Annotated in this window: 14 protein-coding genes; 6 read left to right on the top strand and 8 right to left on the bottom strand. The window is 72.8% G+C overall.

What is annotated here, in order from left to right:
• Positions 1 to 24 precede the first annotated feature (24 nt).
• The 3 genes from FZ103_RS11495 to FZ103_RS11485 are packed head-to-tail and all read right to left on the bottom strand — an operon-like array spanning position 25 to position 3,320.
• Positions 25 to 891 (bottom strand): carbohydrate ABC transporter permease, encoded by an 867-nt coding sequence (locus FZ103_RS11495; RefSeq protein ID WP_186356126.1) that lies wholly within the window; start codon positions 889 to 891, stop codon positions 25 to 27.
• Positions 888 to 1,883 (bottom strand): carbohydrate ABC transporter permease, encoded by a 996-nt coding sequence (locus tag FZ103_RS11490; RefSeq protein WP_156000678.1) that lies wholly within the window; start codon positions 1,881 to 1,883, stop codon positions 888 to 890. The genes FZ103_RS11495 and FZ103_RS11490 overlap by 4 nt, the downstream gene beginning before the upstream one ends.
• Before the next feature lie 54 nt (positions 1,884 to 1,937).
• Positions 1,938 to 3,320 (bottom strand): ABC transporter substrate-binding protein, encoded by a 1,383-nt coding sequence (locus FZ103_RS11485; protein WP_156000677.1) that lies wholly within the window; start codon positions 3,318 to 3,320, stop codon positions 1,938 to 1,940.
• 208 nt (positions 3,321 to 3,528) lie between these two features.
• Between FZ103_RS11485 and FZ103_RS25500 the strand changes: the two genes are divergently transcribed.
• From FZ103_RS25500 to FZ103_RS11465, 4 genes are all read left to right on the top strand, one after another.
• Positions 3,529 to 4,575, top strand: a complete 1,047-nt coding sequence (locus tag FZ103_RS25500) for a zinc-binding alcohol dehydrogenase (RefSeq protein WP_186356125.1) — start codon at positions 3,529 to 3,531, stop codon at positions 4,573 to 4,575.
• 6 nt (positions 4,576 to 4,581) lie between these two features.
• A complete protein-coding gene (locus FZ103_RS11475; protein WP_156000675.1) occupies positions 4,582 to 5,397 on the top strand; it encodes a sugar phosphate isomerase/epimerase family protein in 816 nt (271 codons plus the stop codon).
• Between the two features lie 74 nt (positions 5,398 to 5,471).
• Complete coding sequence (locus tag FZ103_RS11470) at positions 5,472 to 6,821, top strand: hypothetical protein (RefSeq protein WP_222936657.1); 1,350 nt, start codon at positions 5,472 to 5,474, stop codon at positions 6,819 to 6,821.
• Positions 6,818 to 8,752: a glycogen debranching N-terminal domain-containing protein gene (locus FZ103_RS11465; protein WP_186356124.1), complete on the top strand. Its 1,935-nt coding sequence runs from the start codon at positions 6,818 to 6,820 to the stop codon at positions 8,750 to 8,752. Before FZ103_RS11470 ends, FZ103_RS11465 begins: the two co-directional genes overlap by 4 nt.
• A 418-nt stretch (positions 8,753 to 9,170) precedes the next feature.
• On the opposite strand, the gene FZ103_RS11460 is transcribed toward FZ103_RS11465, so the two are convergent.
• Genes FZ103_RS11460 through FZ103_RS11450 form a run of 3 tightly spaced genes read right to left on the bottom strand, consistent with a single transcriptional unit; the run spans position 9,171 to position 11,329 of the window.
• On the bottom strand, positions 9,171 to 9,365 hold the full coding sequence (locus FZ103_RS11460; RefSeq protein WP_156000673.1) for a ferredoxin: 195 nt from the start codon (positions 9,363 to 9,365) through the stop codon (positions 9,171 to 9,173).
• 1 nt (position 9,366) lies between these two features.
• Positions 9,367 to 10,098 (bottom strand): TetR/AcrR family transcriptional regulator, encoded by a 732-nt coding sequence (locus tag FZ103_RS11455; protein ID WP_156001070.1) that lies wholly within the window; start codon positions 10,096 to 10,098, stop codon positions 9,367 to 9,369.
• 10 nt (positions 10,099 to 10,108) lie between these two features.
• Positions 10,109 to 11,329: a cytochrome P450 gene (locus tag FZ103_RS11450; RefSeq protein ID WP_156000672.1), complete on the bottom strand. Its 1,221-nt coding sequence runs from the start codon at positions 11,327 to 11,329 to the stop codon at positions 10,109 to 10,111.
• Positions 11,330 to 11,673: 344 nt separating this feature from the next.
• Here FZ103_RS11450 and FZ103_RS11445 point away from each other — a divergent pair, with 344 nt between their 5' ends.
• Positions 11,674 to 13,017, top strand: coding sequence for an MFS transporter (locus tag FZ103_RS11445; RefSeq protein WP_156000671.1), 1,344 nt, complete (start codon positions 11,674 to 11,676; stop codon positions 13,015 to 13,017).
• Between the two features lie 262 nt (positions 13,018 to 13,279).
• Here FZ103_RS11445 and FZ103_RS26045 read toward each other — a convergent pair whose 3' ends face one another.
• Complete coding sequence (locus tag FZ103_RS26045; RefSeq protein ID WP_186356123.1) at positions 13,280 to 14,749, bottom strand: helix-turn-helix domain-containing protein; 1,470 nt, start codon at positions 14,747 to 14,749, stop codon at positions 13,280 to 13,282.
• Between the two features lie 594 nt (positions 14,750 to 15,343).
• Here FZ103_RS26045 and FZ103_RS11435 point away from each other — a divergent pair.
• Positions 15,344 to 16,708, top strand: coding sequence for a GntP family permease (locus FZ103_RS11435; protein ID WP_255429879.1), 1,365 nt, complete (start codon positions 15,344 to 15,346; stop codon positions 16,706 to 16,708).
• A 77-nt stretch (positions 16,709 to 16,785) separates the two neighbouring features.
• Here FZ103_RS11435 and FZ103_RS11430 read toward each other — a convergent pair whose 3' ends face one another.
• On the bottom strand, positions 16,786 to 17,952 hold the full coding sequence (locus FZ103_RS11430; protein WP_156000669.1) for an alanine--glyoxylate aminotransferase family protein: 1,167 nt from the start codon (positions 17,950 to 17,952) through the stop codon (positions 16,786 to 16,788).
• Positions 17,953 to 18,069 lie beyond the last annotated feature (117 nt).

Genomic DNA, 18,069 nt, shown 5'->3' with positions numbered 1-18,069 from the left:
CGTCCCCGTGCGGATTCCGCCGGCTCAACTCTTGTCGGCTCCCGTGGTCAGTCCCTCGGTGAGCATCCGTTCGGCTAGGTAGAAGAGAACCACCACGGGCACGGTGAGGACCACCGAGCCGGCCATGAGAACGGTCTTGGGGACCTCGATCCCGCCGGCGAGCTGCTGCAGCCCCAGGGAGACCGTCCACACCTCGGGGTCGGCGGCCAGGAACAGCAGCGCGAAGAGGAACTCGTTCCAGGCGATCATGAAGACGTACAGGCCCGTCGCCATCAGCGACGGCGCGGCCAGCGGCAGGACCACCCGGACCACGATGGACACCCGGGAGCACCCGTCGAGGGCGGCGGCCTCCTCCACGCTCTTGGGGATGGTCGCGAAGTAGTTGCGCAGCATGTAGATGGAGACCGGGACGGTCTGGGCGATGTAGACGACCGCCAGGCCCACGAGGCTGCCCTGCAGCCCGATCTTGGCGAAGATCACGAAGAGCGGCACGGCCAGCAGCGTCGCCGGGAACAGGTAGACGGCCAGGAAGAGGACGCTGACGTTGCGCGCCCCGAAGAAGTTGAGCCGGCTCACGGCGTAGGCGCCCGGCACCGCCGCCAGCAGCGTCAGCGCGACCGTGCCCAGTGAGACCAGGGCGGAGTTGCGCAGCAGCCGCAGGAAGCCTTGGCCGCCGTCTTCGGTGGGGGTGAGCACGGTGCGGTAGGTGCTCAGCGTCAGCTCCTGCGCCGACACCCACAGCCGCTCGGGGGCCATGAGCAGCGACTCGATGGGGCGTATCGACAGCATCAGCATGTAGTAGAAGGGGAAGAGCGTGATCACCGCCAGGAAGGCGATCACCACCCAGCGCAGGACGCCGAGGATCCTGGTTTCGAGTTGCGCGCGGGTCACTGCTTCTCCTCCTGGACCTTGGACGCGAAGAACCGGAAGTACACGCCGAGCAGCGCCGCGAGGACGGCGGCGAGGACGAGCGCCTGCGCGGAGGCGGCGCCGACGTCGAACCGGGCGGTGAGGAAGTTGTAGACGCGGACGGCGACGACCTCGGTGCCGGCGCCCCCGCCGGTAAGCAGGTAGACGTCGTCGAACTTGTTGAAGGTCATGATCACCCGCAGCACCGTCAGTAGGGCCATCACGGGCATGAGCTGCGGCAGCACGATGTGGCGGAAGCGCTGCAGCGGTGTCGCGCCGTCGACCATGGCCGCCTCCTCCAGGCCCCGGGGCACGGCCTGCAGGCGCGCGAGCAGGAACAGGAAGGTGAAGGGGAAGTAGCGCCAGCTCTCGAACACGATGACCGTCACCAGGGCGATGGGGACGGGCACGGTCAGGCCGAGGACCTCCACGTCCAGCGAGCGCTGCGTGAGGAACCCGATCGGGGCGTCCCAGTTCAGCAGCCGGACGCCCCACGCGTTGACGATGCCGTACTCGGGGCTGAGCATGACCTCCCAGACGAAGGCCATGGAGACCACCGGCGCCACGTAGGGCAGCATCATCGAACCGCGCAGCACGGCCCGGCCCTTGAACGGGCGCCGCAGGGCGAGGGCGGCGACCAGGCCGAGCGCGATGGAGCCGATGGTGGTGCCGGCCGTGTAGACGACCGTGGTCCACAGCGACGTCCAAAAGCCCGGCGACAGGAAGACCTGCTCGAAGTTGCGCAGCGTCCATGCGCCCATGAGCCCGGTGGTCTGGATGTCGACCAGCCGTGTCCGCTGGAACGCCAGGACGACGGTGCAGGCGATGGGGACGACCACGACGGCCGTCACCACCAGGAGGGTGGGTGAGACGAAGGCGATGCCGGCGCGGTTCTCGCGGGCGGCGAGCGTGGCCCGCCGGTCGGGCCGCCGGGAGCGGGTGCCGCTCGGGGGGGCGGTGAGCGTCGTGGTCATGCGGAGCTACCTCGGTCGGAAGACGTGCCGCGGGCGGGGGAGCGCGCCGCGCGGCTATTGGAGCGAGTTCTGGATGGCGGCGACGTCCTCGTAGGCCTGGCCGGCGGCCTCGGCGGCGGCGATCTGGCCGCTGGTGTGGGCGTTGACGGCGCGCGGGACCGGCAGCTCGCCGAGCGTGGCGCCCACGAGGCGGCCCTGGCCCTGGGGGATGCCCCACCGGTCCATGCGCGTGATGCCCGCGCTCAGTTGGTCGCTGATATCGGCGGAGAAGGCCTCGGAGAGCGGCATCCGGGTGTCGACGCCGATGTCGCTGTCCTCCCACGCCTGCTGGAAGCGGTCGGGGTCCTCGGGGGTGCCCTTGCGGGCCGGGAACTTGCCTTCGGGTGCCATACCGAACCAGTCGGTGTAGCCCTCGCCGAGCATGTAGTCGACGAACGCCCGGGACCGGCGGGTGTCCGCCGTCGTCGTGACCGTCCACGACGTCAGCTCGCCGAACTGGGCGGGCCCGTCGCCGCCGGGGCCCTGGACGGCGTTGACCACTCCGCTGTTGTCGGCGAGCCACTGCGGGTGCCGACCGCACCGGGGGCAGCTCGGCAGGGCGTCGTCGCGCAGGCCGGCCAGCTCGTCGAGGATGAACGAGGACCAGACCACCATCGCCGAGCGGCCGGCGAAGTAGGTGGCGCGCGTGGAGTCGACGGTCTGCGATCCGCTGGCCGAGTACCGCGTCGCCAGGTCGCCGTAGAAGGAGAAGGTCCGGCGGCACCGGGGGCTGTCGAGCGCCACCTCGCCCGACGGCGTGGCGAGTTCGCAGCCGTTGGCCAGCGCCAGGTACTCGAAGCTCTGCTGGGTGAAGGCGTCGCCGGGGTCGGTCGCCAGCGAGATCCCGTTCATCCCGGGGCCCTCCAGGGTGCGCGCGGCCTTCTCCAGCCTGGCGTAGCTGGTGGGGGCGGCCAGTCCCGCCTCCTCGAAGAGGTCCTTGCGGTAGACGATCAACTGGGTCCATGCGCTGGAGGGCACGGCCAGCTGCCGCCCGTCCTCCTGCGTGAGGCCCAAGGCGCGCTGGTGGAAGGTGTCGGGGTCCAGTCCTTGGACGATCTGCTCGGCGCTGCGGGTGTCGAGCAGGTCGTTGGAGGCCATCTGGTGCACCGAGGCCAGCGGGACCGCGCCGATGACGTCGGGCAGCCTCCCGGCGGCGGCCGCCGACATGACCATCTGGCCGAGGTCGTCCTCGGCCACGGCCACGAGCTTCACCTCGATCCCGGTCTCCTCGGTGAACCGGTCGGCGATCTTGCGGGTGACCGCCATCCGCTCGGTGAGGTTCTCCAGGCTCCAGACGGTGATGGTGGACTCGTCGTCGCTCGGCTCCGAGCAGGAGCTCAGGGTGGCCGCGAGGGCCAAGCTCACGGCCAGCGCCCCCAGCCGGTGAAACCTGCGCATCAGCTCCCCTTCGTGGCAGTGGTGTCGTGGGCCGGCGGTCAGGCGTGTGCGGCGCACCACACGGCGTCGACCGTGGAGGCATGAAACCATTACTTATGTCTGATTACAAGACTGAAGTTGAGTATCAAGTGGGCTAAACTTCCCGACTAATGCCCGTCGGATGGTCGTTACATCCGACGCCCTGTATCGCCTACCTCTGGGAACCGCCGTGGAACGAGTCGTCCAGTTCACCGGACCCCGCCGGGTCGAGGTCGCCGACTGCGAGCCCGCTCCCCTGCCGCCCGGCCACCTGCGCGTGCGCACGCGCTACTCGGGCATCTCCGCAGGCACCGAACTCACCGCCTACCGCGGCAGCAACCCCTACCTCAACCGGACCTGGGACGCCCGGACGCGGCTGTTCCAGGAGGGCGGAGCCCAGACGGGCTACCCCGTCGTGGGCTGGGGCTACTCCGAGGTCGGCGAGGTCACCGAGATCGCGCCCGACGTCGCCGGCCTGCCGGGCCTGCCCGGCGTCGGCGACCGGGTGTGGGGCATCTGGGGCCACCGCAGCGAGGGGGTCGTCCCCGCCGAGCGCATGGTCGGCCACCGGCTGCCCGAGGGCCTGGACCCGCTGTCGGGCTCCTTCGCGCGGGTGGGCGCCATCGCCCTCAACGCGGTCCTGGCCGCCGGCATCCACCTCGGCGAGCGGGTGGCCGTCTTCGGGCAGGGCGTCATCGGACTGCTGGCCACCCGCCTGGCCGTGCTCAGCGGCGCGTCGGTGACGGGCGTCGACGCCCTCGACGTGCGCCTGCGGGAGGCGGCCCGCTTCGGCGCGCAGGCGACCCTCAACCCCGGCACCGACGCGGTCGCCGAGCGGATCCGCGAGCTCACCGGCGGCGCCGGGGCCGACTCCGCGATCGAGGTCAGCGGCGCCTACCCCGCGCTGCACGAGGCCCTGCGCTCGGTCGCGGTGGGCGGCCGGGTCGTCGCCACCGGCTTCTACCAGGGCGAGGGCGCCGGGCTGCGGCTGGGCGAGGAGTTCCACCACAACCGCGTCGAGCTGGTCTGCTCCCAGATCGGCGGCGTCCCCCCGGCACTGGCCGGGCGGTGGTCCGTCGAACGCCTCCAGCAGACCTTCCTCGACCTCGCCGCCTCCGGCCGGGTCGAGCCGGCCTCCCTCGTCAGCCACCGCGTCCCCGTCGAGGAGGCGGAGTCCGCATACCGCCTGCTCGACGAGCGCCCCGCCGACGCCCTGCAGATCGTTCTGGAGTTCTGAAAGCCCATGGCCGTGCACCGCCCCCTGAAACTGGCCTGCCAGGAGCAGCTGCTTCCCGGCGACACCCTCCAGCGCAAGTGGGAGTTCGCCGCCCGCGCCGGCTACGACGGCATCGAGCTGCGCGGGCGCGGGGACTTCGCCTTCCGCGACCGGCTTCCCGAGCTGCGCGCCGCCCGGCGCGACGGCGTGGTGATGCCGACGGTGTGCGTCGACATGCGGCACTTCTTCGGCGCCTTCGACCCCGAGCAGCGCCGCGACGCCGTCGCGCAGCTGAAGTCCCAGCTCTCCGTCATCGCCGAGATCGGCGGCGGCGCGGCGCAGACGCCCGCCTCCTACGGCATGTTCTCCCGGCGCCTGCCGCCGTTCGAGCCGCCCCGCAGCGAGGCCGAGGACCGCGAGGTCCTGCTGGAGGGCCTGGCCGAACTGGGCGAGCACGCCGCCGCCGAGGGGGTCGTCCTGCTGCTGGAGCCGCTCAACCGCTACGAGGACCACATGGTCAACCGGTTGGACCAGGCCGCCGACCTGATCCGCGAGGCCGGCAGCCCGGCCGTGCGGATCGGCATCGACACCTACCACATGAACATCGAGGAGGCCGACCCCGCCGCCGCGGTGCTCGCGGCCGGCGAGTACATCGGCCACGTCCAGGTCAGCGACTCCAACCGGTTCCAGCCCGGAGCCGGGCACATCGACTGGCCCGCCGTCCTCGCGGCGGTCGACGCCATCGGCTACACCGGCCACCTCGCCCTGGAGTGCCGCCTCTCCGGAGATGCCGAGGAGGCCGTCGCCTCCGTCCCGCCCTTCCTGCGCCGCGCGGCGCCCTGATGGCGGCGCCGCCAGGCGCGCGGCGCCCCGCACACCCGCGAAGAAACACGCAGCACGCACCGAAGTAGGGACCGATGACCAGCCCCACCCAGGCAACCGCCGCGCCGCGCCATGCCGGCGCACGCGACCGCGCCGAACTGCGCCGGGCGGCCGTGCGCGTCCTGCTGCGCAACTGGACCGGGCGCTCCACGCTCCCGTCGCGATCCCTCTACCCGCACCAGTGGAGCTGGGACTCCGCCTTCATCGCCCTGGGCCTGCGGCACGTCTCGCCGCGCCGGGCGCAGCAGGAGCTGGAGTCCATGCTCGGCGCCCAGTGGACGGACGGCCGGCTGCCCCACATCGTCTTCGACCCGGCCACCCCGCCCGACGCGTACTTCCCCGGCCCCGGTTTCTGGACGCCGGAGACCGCCGCCGCGCAGACACCAGCGGGCACGAGCACCACCGGCATCGTCCAGCCGCCGGTGCACGCCTTCGCGGCCTGGGAGACGCACCTGGCCGACCCGGGCGAATCGCGGCGCCGCGGCTTCCTCCGGCGCGCCTATCCCCGGCTGGCCGCCTGGCACCGCTACCTCGCCCGCCACCGCGACCTGGGAGGAAGCGGGCTGGCGGCCATCGTGCACCCGTGGGAGTCGGGCATGGACAACAGCCCGCTGTGGGACGGCCTGCTGGAGCGGGTGACCCCCTGGCCGCCCGGCAGCTTCCAACGGCGCGACCTCGACCACGCGGCCGGCGGCGACCGCCCGACCGACCTCGACTACGGCCGCTATCTGCGCCTGGCCGCCGACTACCGGGACCACGGCTACGACGACGCGGCGACCCCGCACGCGTTCGCCGCCGAGGACCCCTCGTTCAACGCGCTGCGGATCGTCTCGGAGCACGCGCTGGCCCGCATCGCCGCGGAGACCGGGCACGACCCCCAACCCCACGAGTCGCGCGCCCGGGAACTGACCCGGGCGCTCACCGCCTCCCTCTACGACCCCGGCGCCGGCCTCTTCCTCGCGCGCGACCTCGTGGGCGGCGAGCCGGTCCGCGAGTACGGGGCCGCCGGGCTGGTCCCCCTCGCCGTACCCGGGCTGCCCGTCGCCGGCGAACTGCTGGCCACCGCACGCGGGGAGCGGTTCCGGCTGGGCGCCACCCGCCTGGTGCCCAGCTATGACCTGACCGGGCACGCCTTCGACCCGCACCGGTACTGGCGCGGGCCCGGCTGGTTCAACGTGTCCTGGGTGATCCACCGCGGGCTGATGCTGCACGGGGCGGCCCAGGACGCCGCCGCGCTGCGCGCGTCCCTGCTCGCCGCCGCGTCGTCCACCGGATTCGCCGAGTACGTGGACCCCTACAGCGGAGAGGGGCACGGCACCCGCGACTTCAGTTGGACCGCGGCCACCGCTCTGGACCTGCTGGCCCAGGAGGAGGCGGCGGCGTGAGCGGACGCAGGGTGCTGGTCCACCGCGGGACCTTCGCGGTCCTCGACGGCGCGGGCGACGTCAACGGCACCGGCGGCAAGAGCCCCGACGGCCTCTTCACCGGCGACGCCCGCCACCTCAGCCGGTGGCGGCTGGACGCCGGCGGCGCGCCCTTGGCCGTGCTCTCGCCCGGCGTGCTGGTCCACGAAGGCACGCGCGACCGGCCGCCCGACTACGCCGTACTGCGCGAGCAGGCGGTGGGCCCCTCCCTGCTGGCCGAACGGGTGCGGCTGGTCAACCACACCGCGGCCGACCTGGCGGTGGAGGTGTCCTACCGCGCCGACGCCGACTTCGCCGACCAGTTCGAACTGCGCGCCGACGACCGCGAGTACGCCAAGCCCGGCGCGCACCGCTCCTGGGCGCCCGCCCCGGGCGGTGTCCGGTTCGAGTACCGCCGCGGCGACTGGTACGCCGCGACGCACGTGCTCGCCGAACCGGCGCCGCGGGAGGCGACCGGCCGCCCCGACGGGGTGTCGCTGCACTGGACGCTGCACGTGCCCGCCCACGGCTCGGCCGCGCTCACCGTCAACGTGCGCACCCGCCACGGCGACAGCGAATCCGGCGCGGAACCCGACCGCGTCATCACCCAACCGCAGGCCGTCCGGGACGCCGCCGCGGCCGACTCCCGCGCCCTGCTGGAACGCGCGCGCGACCCGCGCGACCTCACCGGCTCAGCAGCGCTCGCCCGGGCGTGCGAGCAGGGCCTGGCCGACCTCGCCGACCTGCGCGTCCCCGCCGCCGGCGCACAGGGAGAGGCGGTGCTGGTCCCCGGCGCCGGCGTGCCGTGGTTCCTCACCCTCTTCGGCCGCGACGCGCTGCTGGCGTCCTACTTCGCCCTGCCGTTCCTGGAGGAGCCCGCGGCGGCGACGCTCACCGCGCTCGCGGCCGCCCAGGGGCGGCGCCGCGATCCCCGGCGGCGGGAGGAGCCCGGCAAGATCGTGCACGAGGTGCGCCGCGGCGAGCTGAGCCGGTTCGGCCAGGTGCCCTACGCCCGCTACTACGGCACCGTGGACGCCACCCCGCTGTTCCTCGTCCTGCTGCACGCCTACACCGAGCAGACCGGCGACACCGCGCTCGCGACCCGGCTGGAGCGCCACGCCCGCGCCGCGGCCGACTGGCTGTTCGCCGACGGCGGCCTCGACCGGCACGGGTACCTCGTCTACACCCCCGACCCCGCCGGCCTGGCCAACCAGTGCTGGAAGGACTCCGGCGACGCCGTCTGCACGGCCGAGGGCGCCCCCGCCGCCGCGGGTCCCATCGCCGTCTGCGAGGTGCAGGGATACGCCTACGACGCGCTGCGGCGCACGGCGCGCCTGGCGGAGCGGGTGTGGCGCGATCCCGCCTTCGCCGACCGCCTCGACGCCGCGGCCGAGGGCCTGCGCGCCCGCTTCCGGCGCGACTTCCCGATCGCCTCGGCCGAGGGGTTCCCCGCGCTGGCGCTGGACGGCGAGGGAACCCGCGCCGACGCGCTCGCCTCCAACGCGGGGCACCTGCTGTGGTCGGGGATCCTCGGCGCGGAGGAGGCGGCGGCGGTCGGCCGCCGGCTGCTTGAGCCCGACTTCTTCTCCGGCTGGGGCGTGCGCACGCTCGCCGCCGGGCAGCCCGCCTATCACCCGCTCAGCTACCACCGCGGGAGCGTCTGGCCGCACGACAACGCGGTGATCGCGCTGGGGCTGGCGCGCTACGGGCTGCGGGAGGAGCTGGCCGAGCTCGCCGGCGGCCTCGCGGAGGCGGCGGAGCGCTGCGGCCACCGCCTGCCGGAGCTGCTCGCGGGCTACAGCCGCGGCGAGCACCCGGACCCGGTCGTCTACCCGCACTCCTGCTCCCCGCAGGCCTGGTCCACCGCCGCCCCGCTGGCCATCGCCACCGCCCGGACCGACCGGGTTCCCTAGGGCCGTGTTTAAGAACAGCGGGGGCGCTGACTTTTCCAGGAACCCACCGGGCACCACCTGGGGCGGCCACCATCGGGGCTGCGGCAATGGGTGCGCCTCGCGAAGCGCGGTCACAGCTTGCCGCCGAGCGCACGCCGTCCTTCCCAGGTGGAGCCGCACCACCGGTGGCGGGCCTCCGGCGCAAAGGTGCACCTCCGCTCGGCGGCAAGCCGGCCCAGAACAAGTACGTGGCGCGAAGCTCCTCCGTTAGGGGCGGTGGCGGGTGACGGGTGGGATTCGCGCATCACAGCCCCATTGCCGCAACCTCCTGTGGTGACCGACTCCTTGAGCACGAACCCCCACCGTCCTCGCCGCCCCGTCGCGTGGGCCACCCGCGGGCACCGGGACCCGTCCGCCTCGCCGCAGCGGGCGCTCGCCGCTACTCCTCCAGCTCTATGGCGGCGGCCGGGCACACGCTCGCGGCCTCGCGGACGGCCGCGTGCTGCTCCGCCGGCGGGTCCTCCTGCAGGACGGCGACGATGCCGTCCTCCTCGCGCTGGTCGAACACCTCCGGCGCGATCAGCACGCACTGCCCGGCGCCGCAGCACTTGTCCTCGTCGGCACTGACCCTCATCTCATCCCCATTCTCGGCCGCCTCCGTCGTCGTCGCCCCCGGTGCGCTCGGCGGCGTATGCCCGGGCGGGCCGCTCGGCCCGGTCGGCGGGGGTGGCCGGCGCCAGCCACAACCCCGTGATGGCGTCGACCAGCCCGACGGCGGTGCCGTGCCAGTCGGTCCTGGCGGTTGTGGCGCCGCGGGCGAGCCGGCGTTCGCGGTCGGCGCAGGTGTGGATGATCAGCTGACCGGCCATCTCGCCGCGCTCGATGTGCACCTCCAGCGGCAGGTCGGGCGCGCAGCGGTTGAGGCCGTCGAGGACCTCGCCCAGCGAGGGGGTGGTGAGGGCCTCGGAGACCATGATCGCCCGCAGTCCGGGGTCGGTCATGAGCTGCGCGCCGAAGCGGGCGAACCAGGAGGGCGCGCCCAGCTCGGCCAGGTGCTCGGTCACCGGGTGCACCAGGCAGCCGATCCAGTCGCGCGCGTCGGCGGACGCGCCCGCCTCGCCGAGCCTGCGCCGCCGCGCCCGCTCGATCGGCTCGGCGTGCCTGCGCAGGACGGCGCGCACCAGTTCCTCTTTGGAGCCGAAGTGGTAGCTCACCGCGGTGTTGTTGCCCTGGCCCGCGGCCTCGCTGATCTGCCGGTTGGACACTGCGACGACACCGCGCTCGGCGAACAGCCGCTCGGCCGCCGTGATGATCCGCTCGCGGGTGCCGCTCGCGCGCGGTTCGGGTCCTCGTCCCTGCGTCGTCATGATCATGTCGTCACCATCGCACAGGCACTTCACTCAGCCCGCCGACGATCAGTCCCTCGACCCGGCGCAGCTCCGCGGGGCCGAGTGCGAGCTCCAGGCCCGGCAGCCGGCGCAGCAGCACCTCCAGGACGGTCTGCAGCTCGGTGCGGGCCAGCGCCTGCCCCAGGCAGGAGTGCGCGCCGGCGCCGAAGGCCAGGTGCGGGTTGGGGCTGCGGCCCAGGTCCATCTCGGCGGCGCCCTCGAAGGCGCGCTCGTCGCGGTTGGCCGCGGCCATGCTGCAAACCACGGTGGTTCCGGACGGCAGGGCGCTGCCGCCGACCTCGACCTCCTCGCTGAGGTAGCGGGGCATGCCGAACCCCTGGTTGGCGTCGAGCCGCAGCGTCTCCTCGACCGCGGAGCGGATCAGGGTGCGGTCGTCAAGCAGCCGCTCCCAGTGCCGGCGGTCGGCCAGCAGCATGGCGGTCATCTTGCCGATCATGTTGGCCGTCGTCTCGTGCCCGGCGACCAGCAGGCCCATGCCGGTGGCCACCAGCTCCGCGTCGGTCAGCCCCGCGCCGTCCTCGTCGGTGGCCCGCGACAGTTCGCTGAGCAGGTCGTCGCCGGGATCGGCGCGCCGGTCGCGCACGTGGCCGGACATGTAGGCGACGAACGCGGTCTGCGCGGCCGCGATCTCCTCGTCGCTGTAGCGGGTGAGGTTGAGCAGGGTGTCCGACCAGTACGAGAACCGGTCGCGGTCGCTGTCGGGCACGCCGAGCAGGTCGCAGATCACCCACACCGGCAGCGGGAACCCCAGGGCGGCCTTGAGGTCGGCGGGCTGTCCGCTCTCGGTCATCCGGTCGATCAGCTCGTCGGCCATCGCCTCCATGCGCGGCCGCAGGGCGGCCATCCGCTTGGCGGTGAACCACTTGGCGACCATCCGCCGCCAGCGCCGGTGACCCTCGCCCGTCTGGGGGAGGGTCGAGGCCATGGAGCTGTTGAAGACCCCGCCGGACTCGTTGTCGGAGATCCGCGCGGCGTCCCCGGCGTCGAGCTCCCGGGTGAATCGCGGGTCCGAGAGCACCTGGCGCACGTCCTCGTAGCGGGTCAGCAGGAGGGCGCGGTCGCCGCTGGGCAGCCGCACCGGAGCCACCGGGCACCCGTCGCGCAGCTGCGCCCACTCCGCCGGCGGCTCCAGGGCCGCCGGAGCGGGAATCGGGTAGTCCAGCATCCGCGCGTCGGCGCCTTGCTCCATGACTGCCTCCTCGTGTCGGCGTCGGCACGGCCAGTCAAGGAGCCCCCCAAGATTAAGTCAAGTGATTGACCCAGACCGGCCCCGCCGTGACGCCCGGTAAGGGGGGTTTCCTCCTCCGCGATGGCGGTTTATCTTCACGGGAAGCGAACCAGGCATGGCACGCCGGCGGTACGGCTGAGACGCGGGGCGCTCACGCCGGCGCCCCCATCGAGATCCGGCGCCCCGCCCGCCCCCACCGATTCGCGACCTTCGGAGTGCTCCGTGCCCATGCGATCCTCCCTCCCGCCCCTCGCCCCCGCCGCTCCCACAGCCCGCGCGGCCCTCGCCGCCCGGGGCGCCGCCTGATGGCCCGCTCACTGCGCGCCGAGCTCGACACCGGCGCGATGTCCGGCTTCCAGTGGACCGCGGTGGCCGCCTGCTGGCTGCTCAACGTCCTCGACGGCTTCGACATCCTGGTCATGGCCTTCACCGGCACGGCGGTGCAGGGTGAATGGGACCTGTCCGGCGCCCAGCTCGGCATGCTGCTCAGCGCCGGGCTGGTCGGCATGGCCGCCGGGTCGATGCTCCTGGCGCCCTGGGCCGACCGGATCGGCCGCCGGCCGATGATCCTTGTGTGCCTGGCGCTGGCGGCGGCGGGCATGCTGCTCTCCGGTGTCAGCCAGTCCGCCCTGCAACTGGGCGCGCTGCGGGTGGTCACCGGAATCGGAATCGGCGGCATCCTGGCCAGCAGCAACGTCATCGCCAGCGAGTACGCCTCCCAGCGCTGGCGCGGTCTGGCCGTCAGCCTGAACTCCACGGGCTATGCCATCGGCGCCACCGGCGGCGGCGTGGCCGCGGTCGTGCTCATCGACGAGTTCGGCTGGCGCTCGGTCTTCCTGTTCGGCGGCGCCTGCACGGCGGCGCTGATACCGCTGGTGCTCCTCCTCCTGCCCGAGTCGCTGGACTTCCTCACCACCCGCCGCCCGGCCCGCGCGCTGGAGCGCGTCAACGCCCTGGCCCGCCGGATGCGGCGCGAACCGCTGGAGGAGCTGCCGGCGGCCGAGGGCGCTCCCGCCAACATGGGCGCCGGGTTCGTGCGGCTGCTGGCGGCCGACCACCGCCGCACGACGCTGCTGCTGTGGCTGCTGTTCTTCCTGGCGATGGCCGGCTTCTACTTCATCACCAGCTGGACGCCGACGATGCTCACCGAGGCCGGGCTCAGCGCCGATCAGGGCATCACCGGCGGCACGCTGCTCAACGTCGGCGGCATCCTGGGCGCCGCCGCGCTGGGACTGCTGGCGGCCCGGTTCACGCTGCGGTCGGTGCTGATGAGCTATATGGTGCTCACCGCGGTGCTGCTGGCGGTGTTCATCGCCTCGACCTCGGTGCTGGCCGCGGCGTTCGTGCTGGGCGCGTGCATCGGGCTGTTCGCCAACGGCTGCATCGCCGGCCTCTACGCGCTCGCCCCCACGGTCTACGGGCCCGGCGTGCGCACGACGGGCGTGGGCACCGCGATCGGGATCGGCAGGATCGGGGCCATCATCTCCCCCACCGCCGCCGGAGCGCTGCTGGACATCGGCTGGACGCCGCAGGCGCTCTACATCGTGGTCGGCGGGATATTCGTGGCCGCCGCGGCTCTGCTGCTCCTGGTGCGCCCTGTCACGGCCGGCTCCCCCGATCCGCGGGCCGCCGCGGCCGGCACGGAGTGAGGGAGCCGGGCGAAGGGCTCCGTGGTACCGGACTCCGTCCTAGTCCGGCACCACAGGTCTTTCGGCGGCCGCCTCGATCTCTGGCGGCCCCTGTCCGCGGGAGTGCGAGCGGCGGGCCCTCCCCGGCCCCCTCAACCGGGGACGGCGCCCCCGTTCCACCGGTTTCCCGGCCGGCTTCCGCCGATGCCGGGCGCAGCAGACAGTAAGGGGACGGCGGGTCCGAGGCAATGCGCACGGTGCTCAACCCGCGGTCTGCGACTAGTCACGATGCACAGTCGGTGACGCGCAGGGCGTGGACGAGGTCGTGTGTTCCGGGCCCCGGGGCCAGCAGATCGCGGTTGAACAGCCGCTCGGCGGTGCGCAGGTGGGCCCGGACCGTGGTGCGGCTCATATCGAGCGTGCGCGCCGTGCGCTGGGCGTCGGTGTCGCATTCGATCCAGGTCCGCAGGGTGGGGACGAGGTGCCGGTGGGCGTCGTCGTCCAGGGGACGCAGGAAGGACCGCGCCCAGGTGGCGGCCTCCTCGGTGGCCAGCAGGACCTCCAGGGACGGGGGCGGATCGGTGCCGAGCGGCACACCGCCGTCCGGGTCCGGGAGGCCGGCGACGGTCATGGCGAGGGTGAGGTCGGCGCGGGTGTGCACGTCGTGGAGGTCCAGGCCGAGGGTCTCCTCCACGCGCCGCAGGTGGGCCGTGACGGTGTTGCGGCTGATACCCAGCAGGCGCGCGACCCCCGATCGGGGGAAGTTCAGGGCGAGCCGGGTGACGTCGACGGTCAGCCGGGGCAGCGCCCCGATCGGCGCGAGGAACGCGCGGGCCCAGGCCAGGGCCTGCGAGCGCGGCAGGAGCCGGGCCAGCGGGGCGTGGCCGTGGTAGTGGGCGGTGCGGTCGGGCGTGTGGCGGGCGGCGGCCAGGGCGTGGCGGGCCTGCTCGTAGGCGTCGGCCGTCGCCTGGAGGGACTGCGGCTCGCTGAGGCCCAGCGCGTAGCGCGGCTCGTCGCACACCAGCGAACGCAGCAGGGCGCCGAGGCCGCCGTCGCCCTCGCCGTCGTCGGGCACGAGGCAGATGAGGTGGGAGTCGTAGGCCGGGCAGCGCAGCATCAGGTTGCGGCCGTGATAGCCCGATGCGTCCTGGTACTTCTCGGCGATCCGGTCCCGGTCCGGCGGCGGGCAGTGCAGGAGGTGGATCCGGATGCTTTCGGCGTCCAGCACCGGGGGGACGGAGCCCACGGTCATCCTGCGCGCCAGCGTCACATCGCCGGCCATGAGGGCCATGAACACGGCGACGCGCAGCCGGCCCGCCGCGTGGTTGTAGCGGTGGGCGAGCTCGTCGGCGCGGTGGACGCGCCGCAGCGCGTCGATCACGGTGCCCGTGTGCGAGGCCAGGGTGATCGCCTCGCGGGTCAGCGGCGGCGGGGCGGCGACAACCAGCACCGACCGCGGCGGGTCGCGCCTGAGCACCTCGCACCGGACGTGCAGGTCGCCGGCCTGCGTGGCGGCCGCGGCGAGCCGCCCGCCGACCAGGTCGGCCAGCACCGGCCGCAGGGCGGCGAGGACGTCGCCGGTGATGCCGGCGGTGGCCAGCTCGATGTCCCCCTCGGCGTTCACCAGGGCGATGTCCGCGCCGACCTGCCGCCGCAACCGGTCGGCGAGGCGCCGCGACTCCGCTTCGATGTCGGCCGACGTGCCCAGCCTCAGCTGACGCAGTAGGTCGTCGAGTAGCTGAGGTGTCGGCACGGCGCTCTCCAACCCGTCGGCCCGCCCGGCGGTCTGCCGGCTCTGCGGACGCCCGGTCCCGGGTTCCGTCGGCGGGGTTTTGGGGGTCAATCGTACTGAATGCGGAGAATCCTGGGGCGCCCCAGGGGCACCCGGGCGACCGCATCGCGGCGGCGCCCTATGTCGGGTTCACGAAGCCGGTCACCACAGCACAGAGGCTGCGGCAACGGGGCTGGATCGCGCTACGGGAGGCGCACACATTGCCGCAATGCCAATGGCGGACGCCCAGGGAGTACCCGGTGGGCTCCTGGAAAACCGCACCCCTCCGACCTCTGACGCACAGCACGGCATTCGGGACATCTTACTCCTCCTGTCATAGGAGGGGTTGACGTGACCAAAGTAGATATTTAGTGTCCCACTATACGAATAACACATCCCGCAATGCGGAAAACCCCCTGGCAGCCACCCTCTCGTTATCCAACCGACCTCCCAGCCCCGCCTTCCCTGGCACGCCCCCGTCCCCCCGAGCATTTCCGGGGATCGTTCCGCGCGCCTGGAGACCAGTCGACCGCCGCGGTGCCGGCACCGCGCGGCCCCCCCGAGAGGACTGGACAGTTGGAAGAAACGATCACGGACCAACCTGTCGTCGCCCTGGTCGGATTCGTCGCCGTAATCGTCGTTCTGCTTTTCCTCATCGCCCGCTATAAATGGCACGTCTTCGCCGCGCTGCTGCTTCCCATCGTGCTGCTGGGATTCGCCCCCACCGTCGACCGCACCGTCTTCATCGAGGCGTTCGAGAAGGGATTCGGCGAGACGATCCAGTCGATCGCCGTCGTCATCGTCCTGGGCACCCTGATCGGCGAGTCCTTGCGCAACACCGGGGCCGTCGAGCGCATCACCCATTCGATGCTGCGCCTGGTGGGCAAGCGCAACATGTCGCTGGCGCTGACCCTGGCCGGCTTCATCATCGGCCTGGCGGTCTTCTCCGACGTCGGCTACGTCATCCTGAACCCGCTGGTCCACGTGGCCGCGCTGGAGACCGGGGTCACGATGAGCGCCATGGCCACGGGACTGGTCGGCGCGATGCAGTTGACCCACGCGGTCGTGCCGCCGACGCCGGGCCCGCTGGCCGCGGCCGCCGTGGTCGAGGCCGACATCGGGCTGATCATCCTCTACGGGTCCATCGTGACACTGTTCGGCTCGGTCATGGGGTGGGTCTACGCGCGCATCGTCGGCCCCCGCATCCCCTCGCCCCCCTCCGAGGAGTACCGCGGGCAGCGGATCGAGGGCGGCGCCGACCGGGCACTCCCCCCGCTCGGCTGGTCCTACGCCCCGATCCTCGTCCCCCTGGTGCTGATCGGCGGCAGCAGCGCCGCGGACTTCGCCCTGCCCGAGGGCCACGCCGTCCGCGACCTGGCCATGTTCCTGGGTTGGCCGGTCTTCGCGCTGGGGATCGGCGTCGTGCTCGCCTACATCCTGGCCTGGCGGTCCAACAGCGTCGACGACTCGCACACGCTGCGCGAGACCTGGGTGGAGAACGCCCTCAAGGGCTCGGCCATGATCATCATGGTCACCGGCCTGGGCGGCGCGCTCAGCGAACTGCTGCAGGCAACCCCCACCGTCGACATGATCGCCCAGAACACCCTGGATCTGGGCATCCCCTCGATCCTGCTGCCGTTCATGCTCGGCGTCCTCGCCAACCTGATCACCGGTTCGACCACGGTCGGCGTGATCACCGCGGCCTCCCTCACCGCGCCCATGCTGGGCACGCTCGGCCTCTCGCCCGAGGCGGCCATGCTCTCGGCCGCGTGCGGGTCGGTGATCATCAAGTACGTCAATTCCAGTTATTTCTGGGTGTGCACAACTCTGTCCGGAATGTCCCTGCGCGCCGCGCTGCTCTCCTACGGCGGGGTGACCCTGGTCGGCGGCACCTCGTCCATGGTGGCCGTGGTCGCCCTCTGGGGGATGGGGCTGATTTGAGACCGATACCGCACCGGTGCGTCCGGGGGCGGGGCCGCGCCCGCCCCCGGAGGCACCGCCGCCCGGGTTCCGGGGTGCTATGCCGCCGTGTCGGCGAGGTGCTCTGCGGCGGCGGTGGCGCCGCCCGGGCGGTAAGGGATGCCGACCAGCCGCATCCCCGCCTCGATGGCGCCCAGGGTCCCCAGCAGCCCCGGCTCGTTGAGGTGGCCGAGGTGGCCGATGCGGAACACGCGCCCGCTCAGCTTGCCCAGTCCGGCGCCGAGGGAGACGTCGAAGTGGTCCAGGATCGCCGTGCGGAGCTTGTCGGCGTCGTGTCCGTCGGGCATCGCCACCGCAGTGAGGACCGGGCTGTACTCCTCCTCGACCCGGCACTGGACCTCCAGGCCCCAGTCGGCCACGGCCGCGCGGGTGGCCGCGGCGAACCGGCGGTGCCGGGCGAAGACCCGCTCCAGGCCCTCCTCGTGCAGCATCGCGACGGCTTCGCGCAGCCCGAACAGCAGGTTGGTCGCCGGCGTGTAGGGGAAGTACCCGCCGGCGCCGGAGGCCAGCATCGGCCCCCAGTTCCAGTAGGAGCGCGGCAGCCCGGCCGACTCCGCGGCCTGCAGAGCCTTGGCGCTGATCCCGTGGAAGGACAGCCCCGGCGGCAGCATCAGCCCTTTCTGGGAGCCGCCGATCGTGACGTCGACGCCCCATTCGTCGTGGCGGTAGTCCACCGACCCCAGCGAGGAGATGGTGTCGACGAACAGCAGCGCGGGGTGGCCGGTGCGGTCCATGGCCGCGCGGATCTCGGGGATTCTGCTGGTCACGCCGGTCGAGGTCTCGTTGTGCACCGCGGCGACGGCCTTGATGCGGTGCTCGGTGTCCGCGCTCAGGCGCTCCTCGACCACCGCCGGATCGACGCCGCTGCGCCAGTCGCCGGGGACGAAGTCGACCTCCAGTCCGAGGTCGCGCGCGACTCCGGCCCACAGGGTCCCGAACTGCCCGGTTTCGAACATCAGCACCCGGTCGCCCGGCGAGAGGGTGTTCACCAGGGCCGCCTCCCACGCCCCCGTACCCGAGGCGGGGTAGATGACGGCCTCGGACTCGGTCCTCATCACCGATTTCAGCTTGTCGAGGACGTCGAGCCCGAGTTCGGCGAACTCCGGGCCCCGGTGGTCGATCGTGGGGTAGCTGATGGCGCGGAGCACCCGGTCGGGGACGTTCGAGGGCCCCGGGATCTGCAGGAAATGACGGCCGCTTGACATGACCCTCCACCTCGGCATGATTCCGCTATCCGGAATCGTTTTGTCGTATAATGGAAGTCTTTGCGTTTTTTGTCGCCCTGTCAAGGTCGGTGACGTTTCCGCGGCCTTCCGCCACTG

Origin of the sequence: Streptomonospora sp. PA3 (genome assembly GCF_009728995.1) — a bacterium.
In the GTDB taxonomy this organism is placed as follows: domain Bacteria; phylum Actinomycetota; class Actinomycetes; order Streptosporangiales; family Streptosporangiaceae; genus Streptomonospora.
This window is presented reverse-complemented; position numbering and strand designations above follow the sequence as displayed.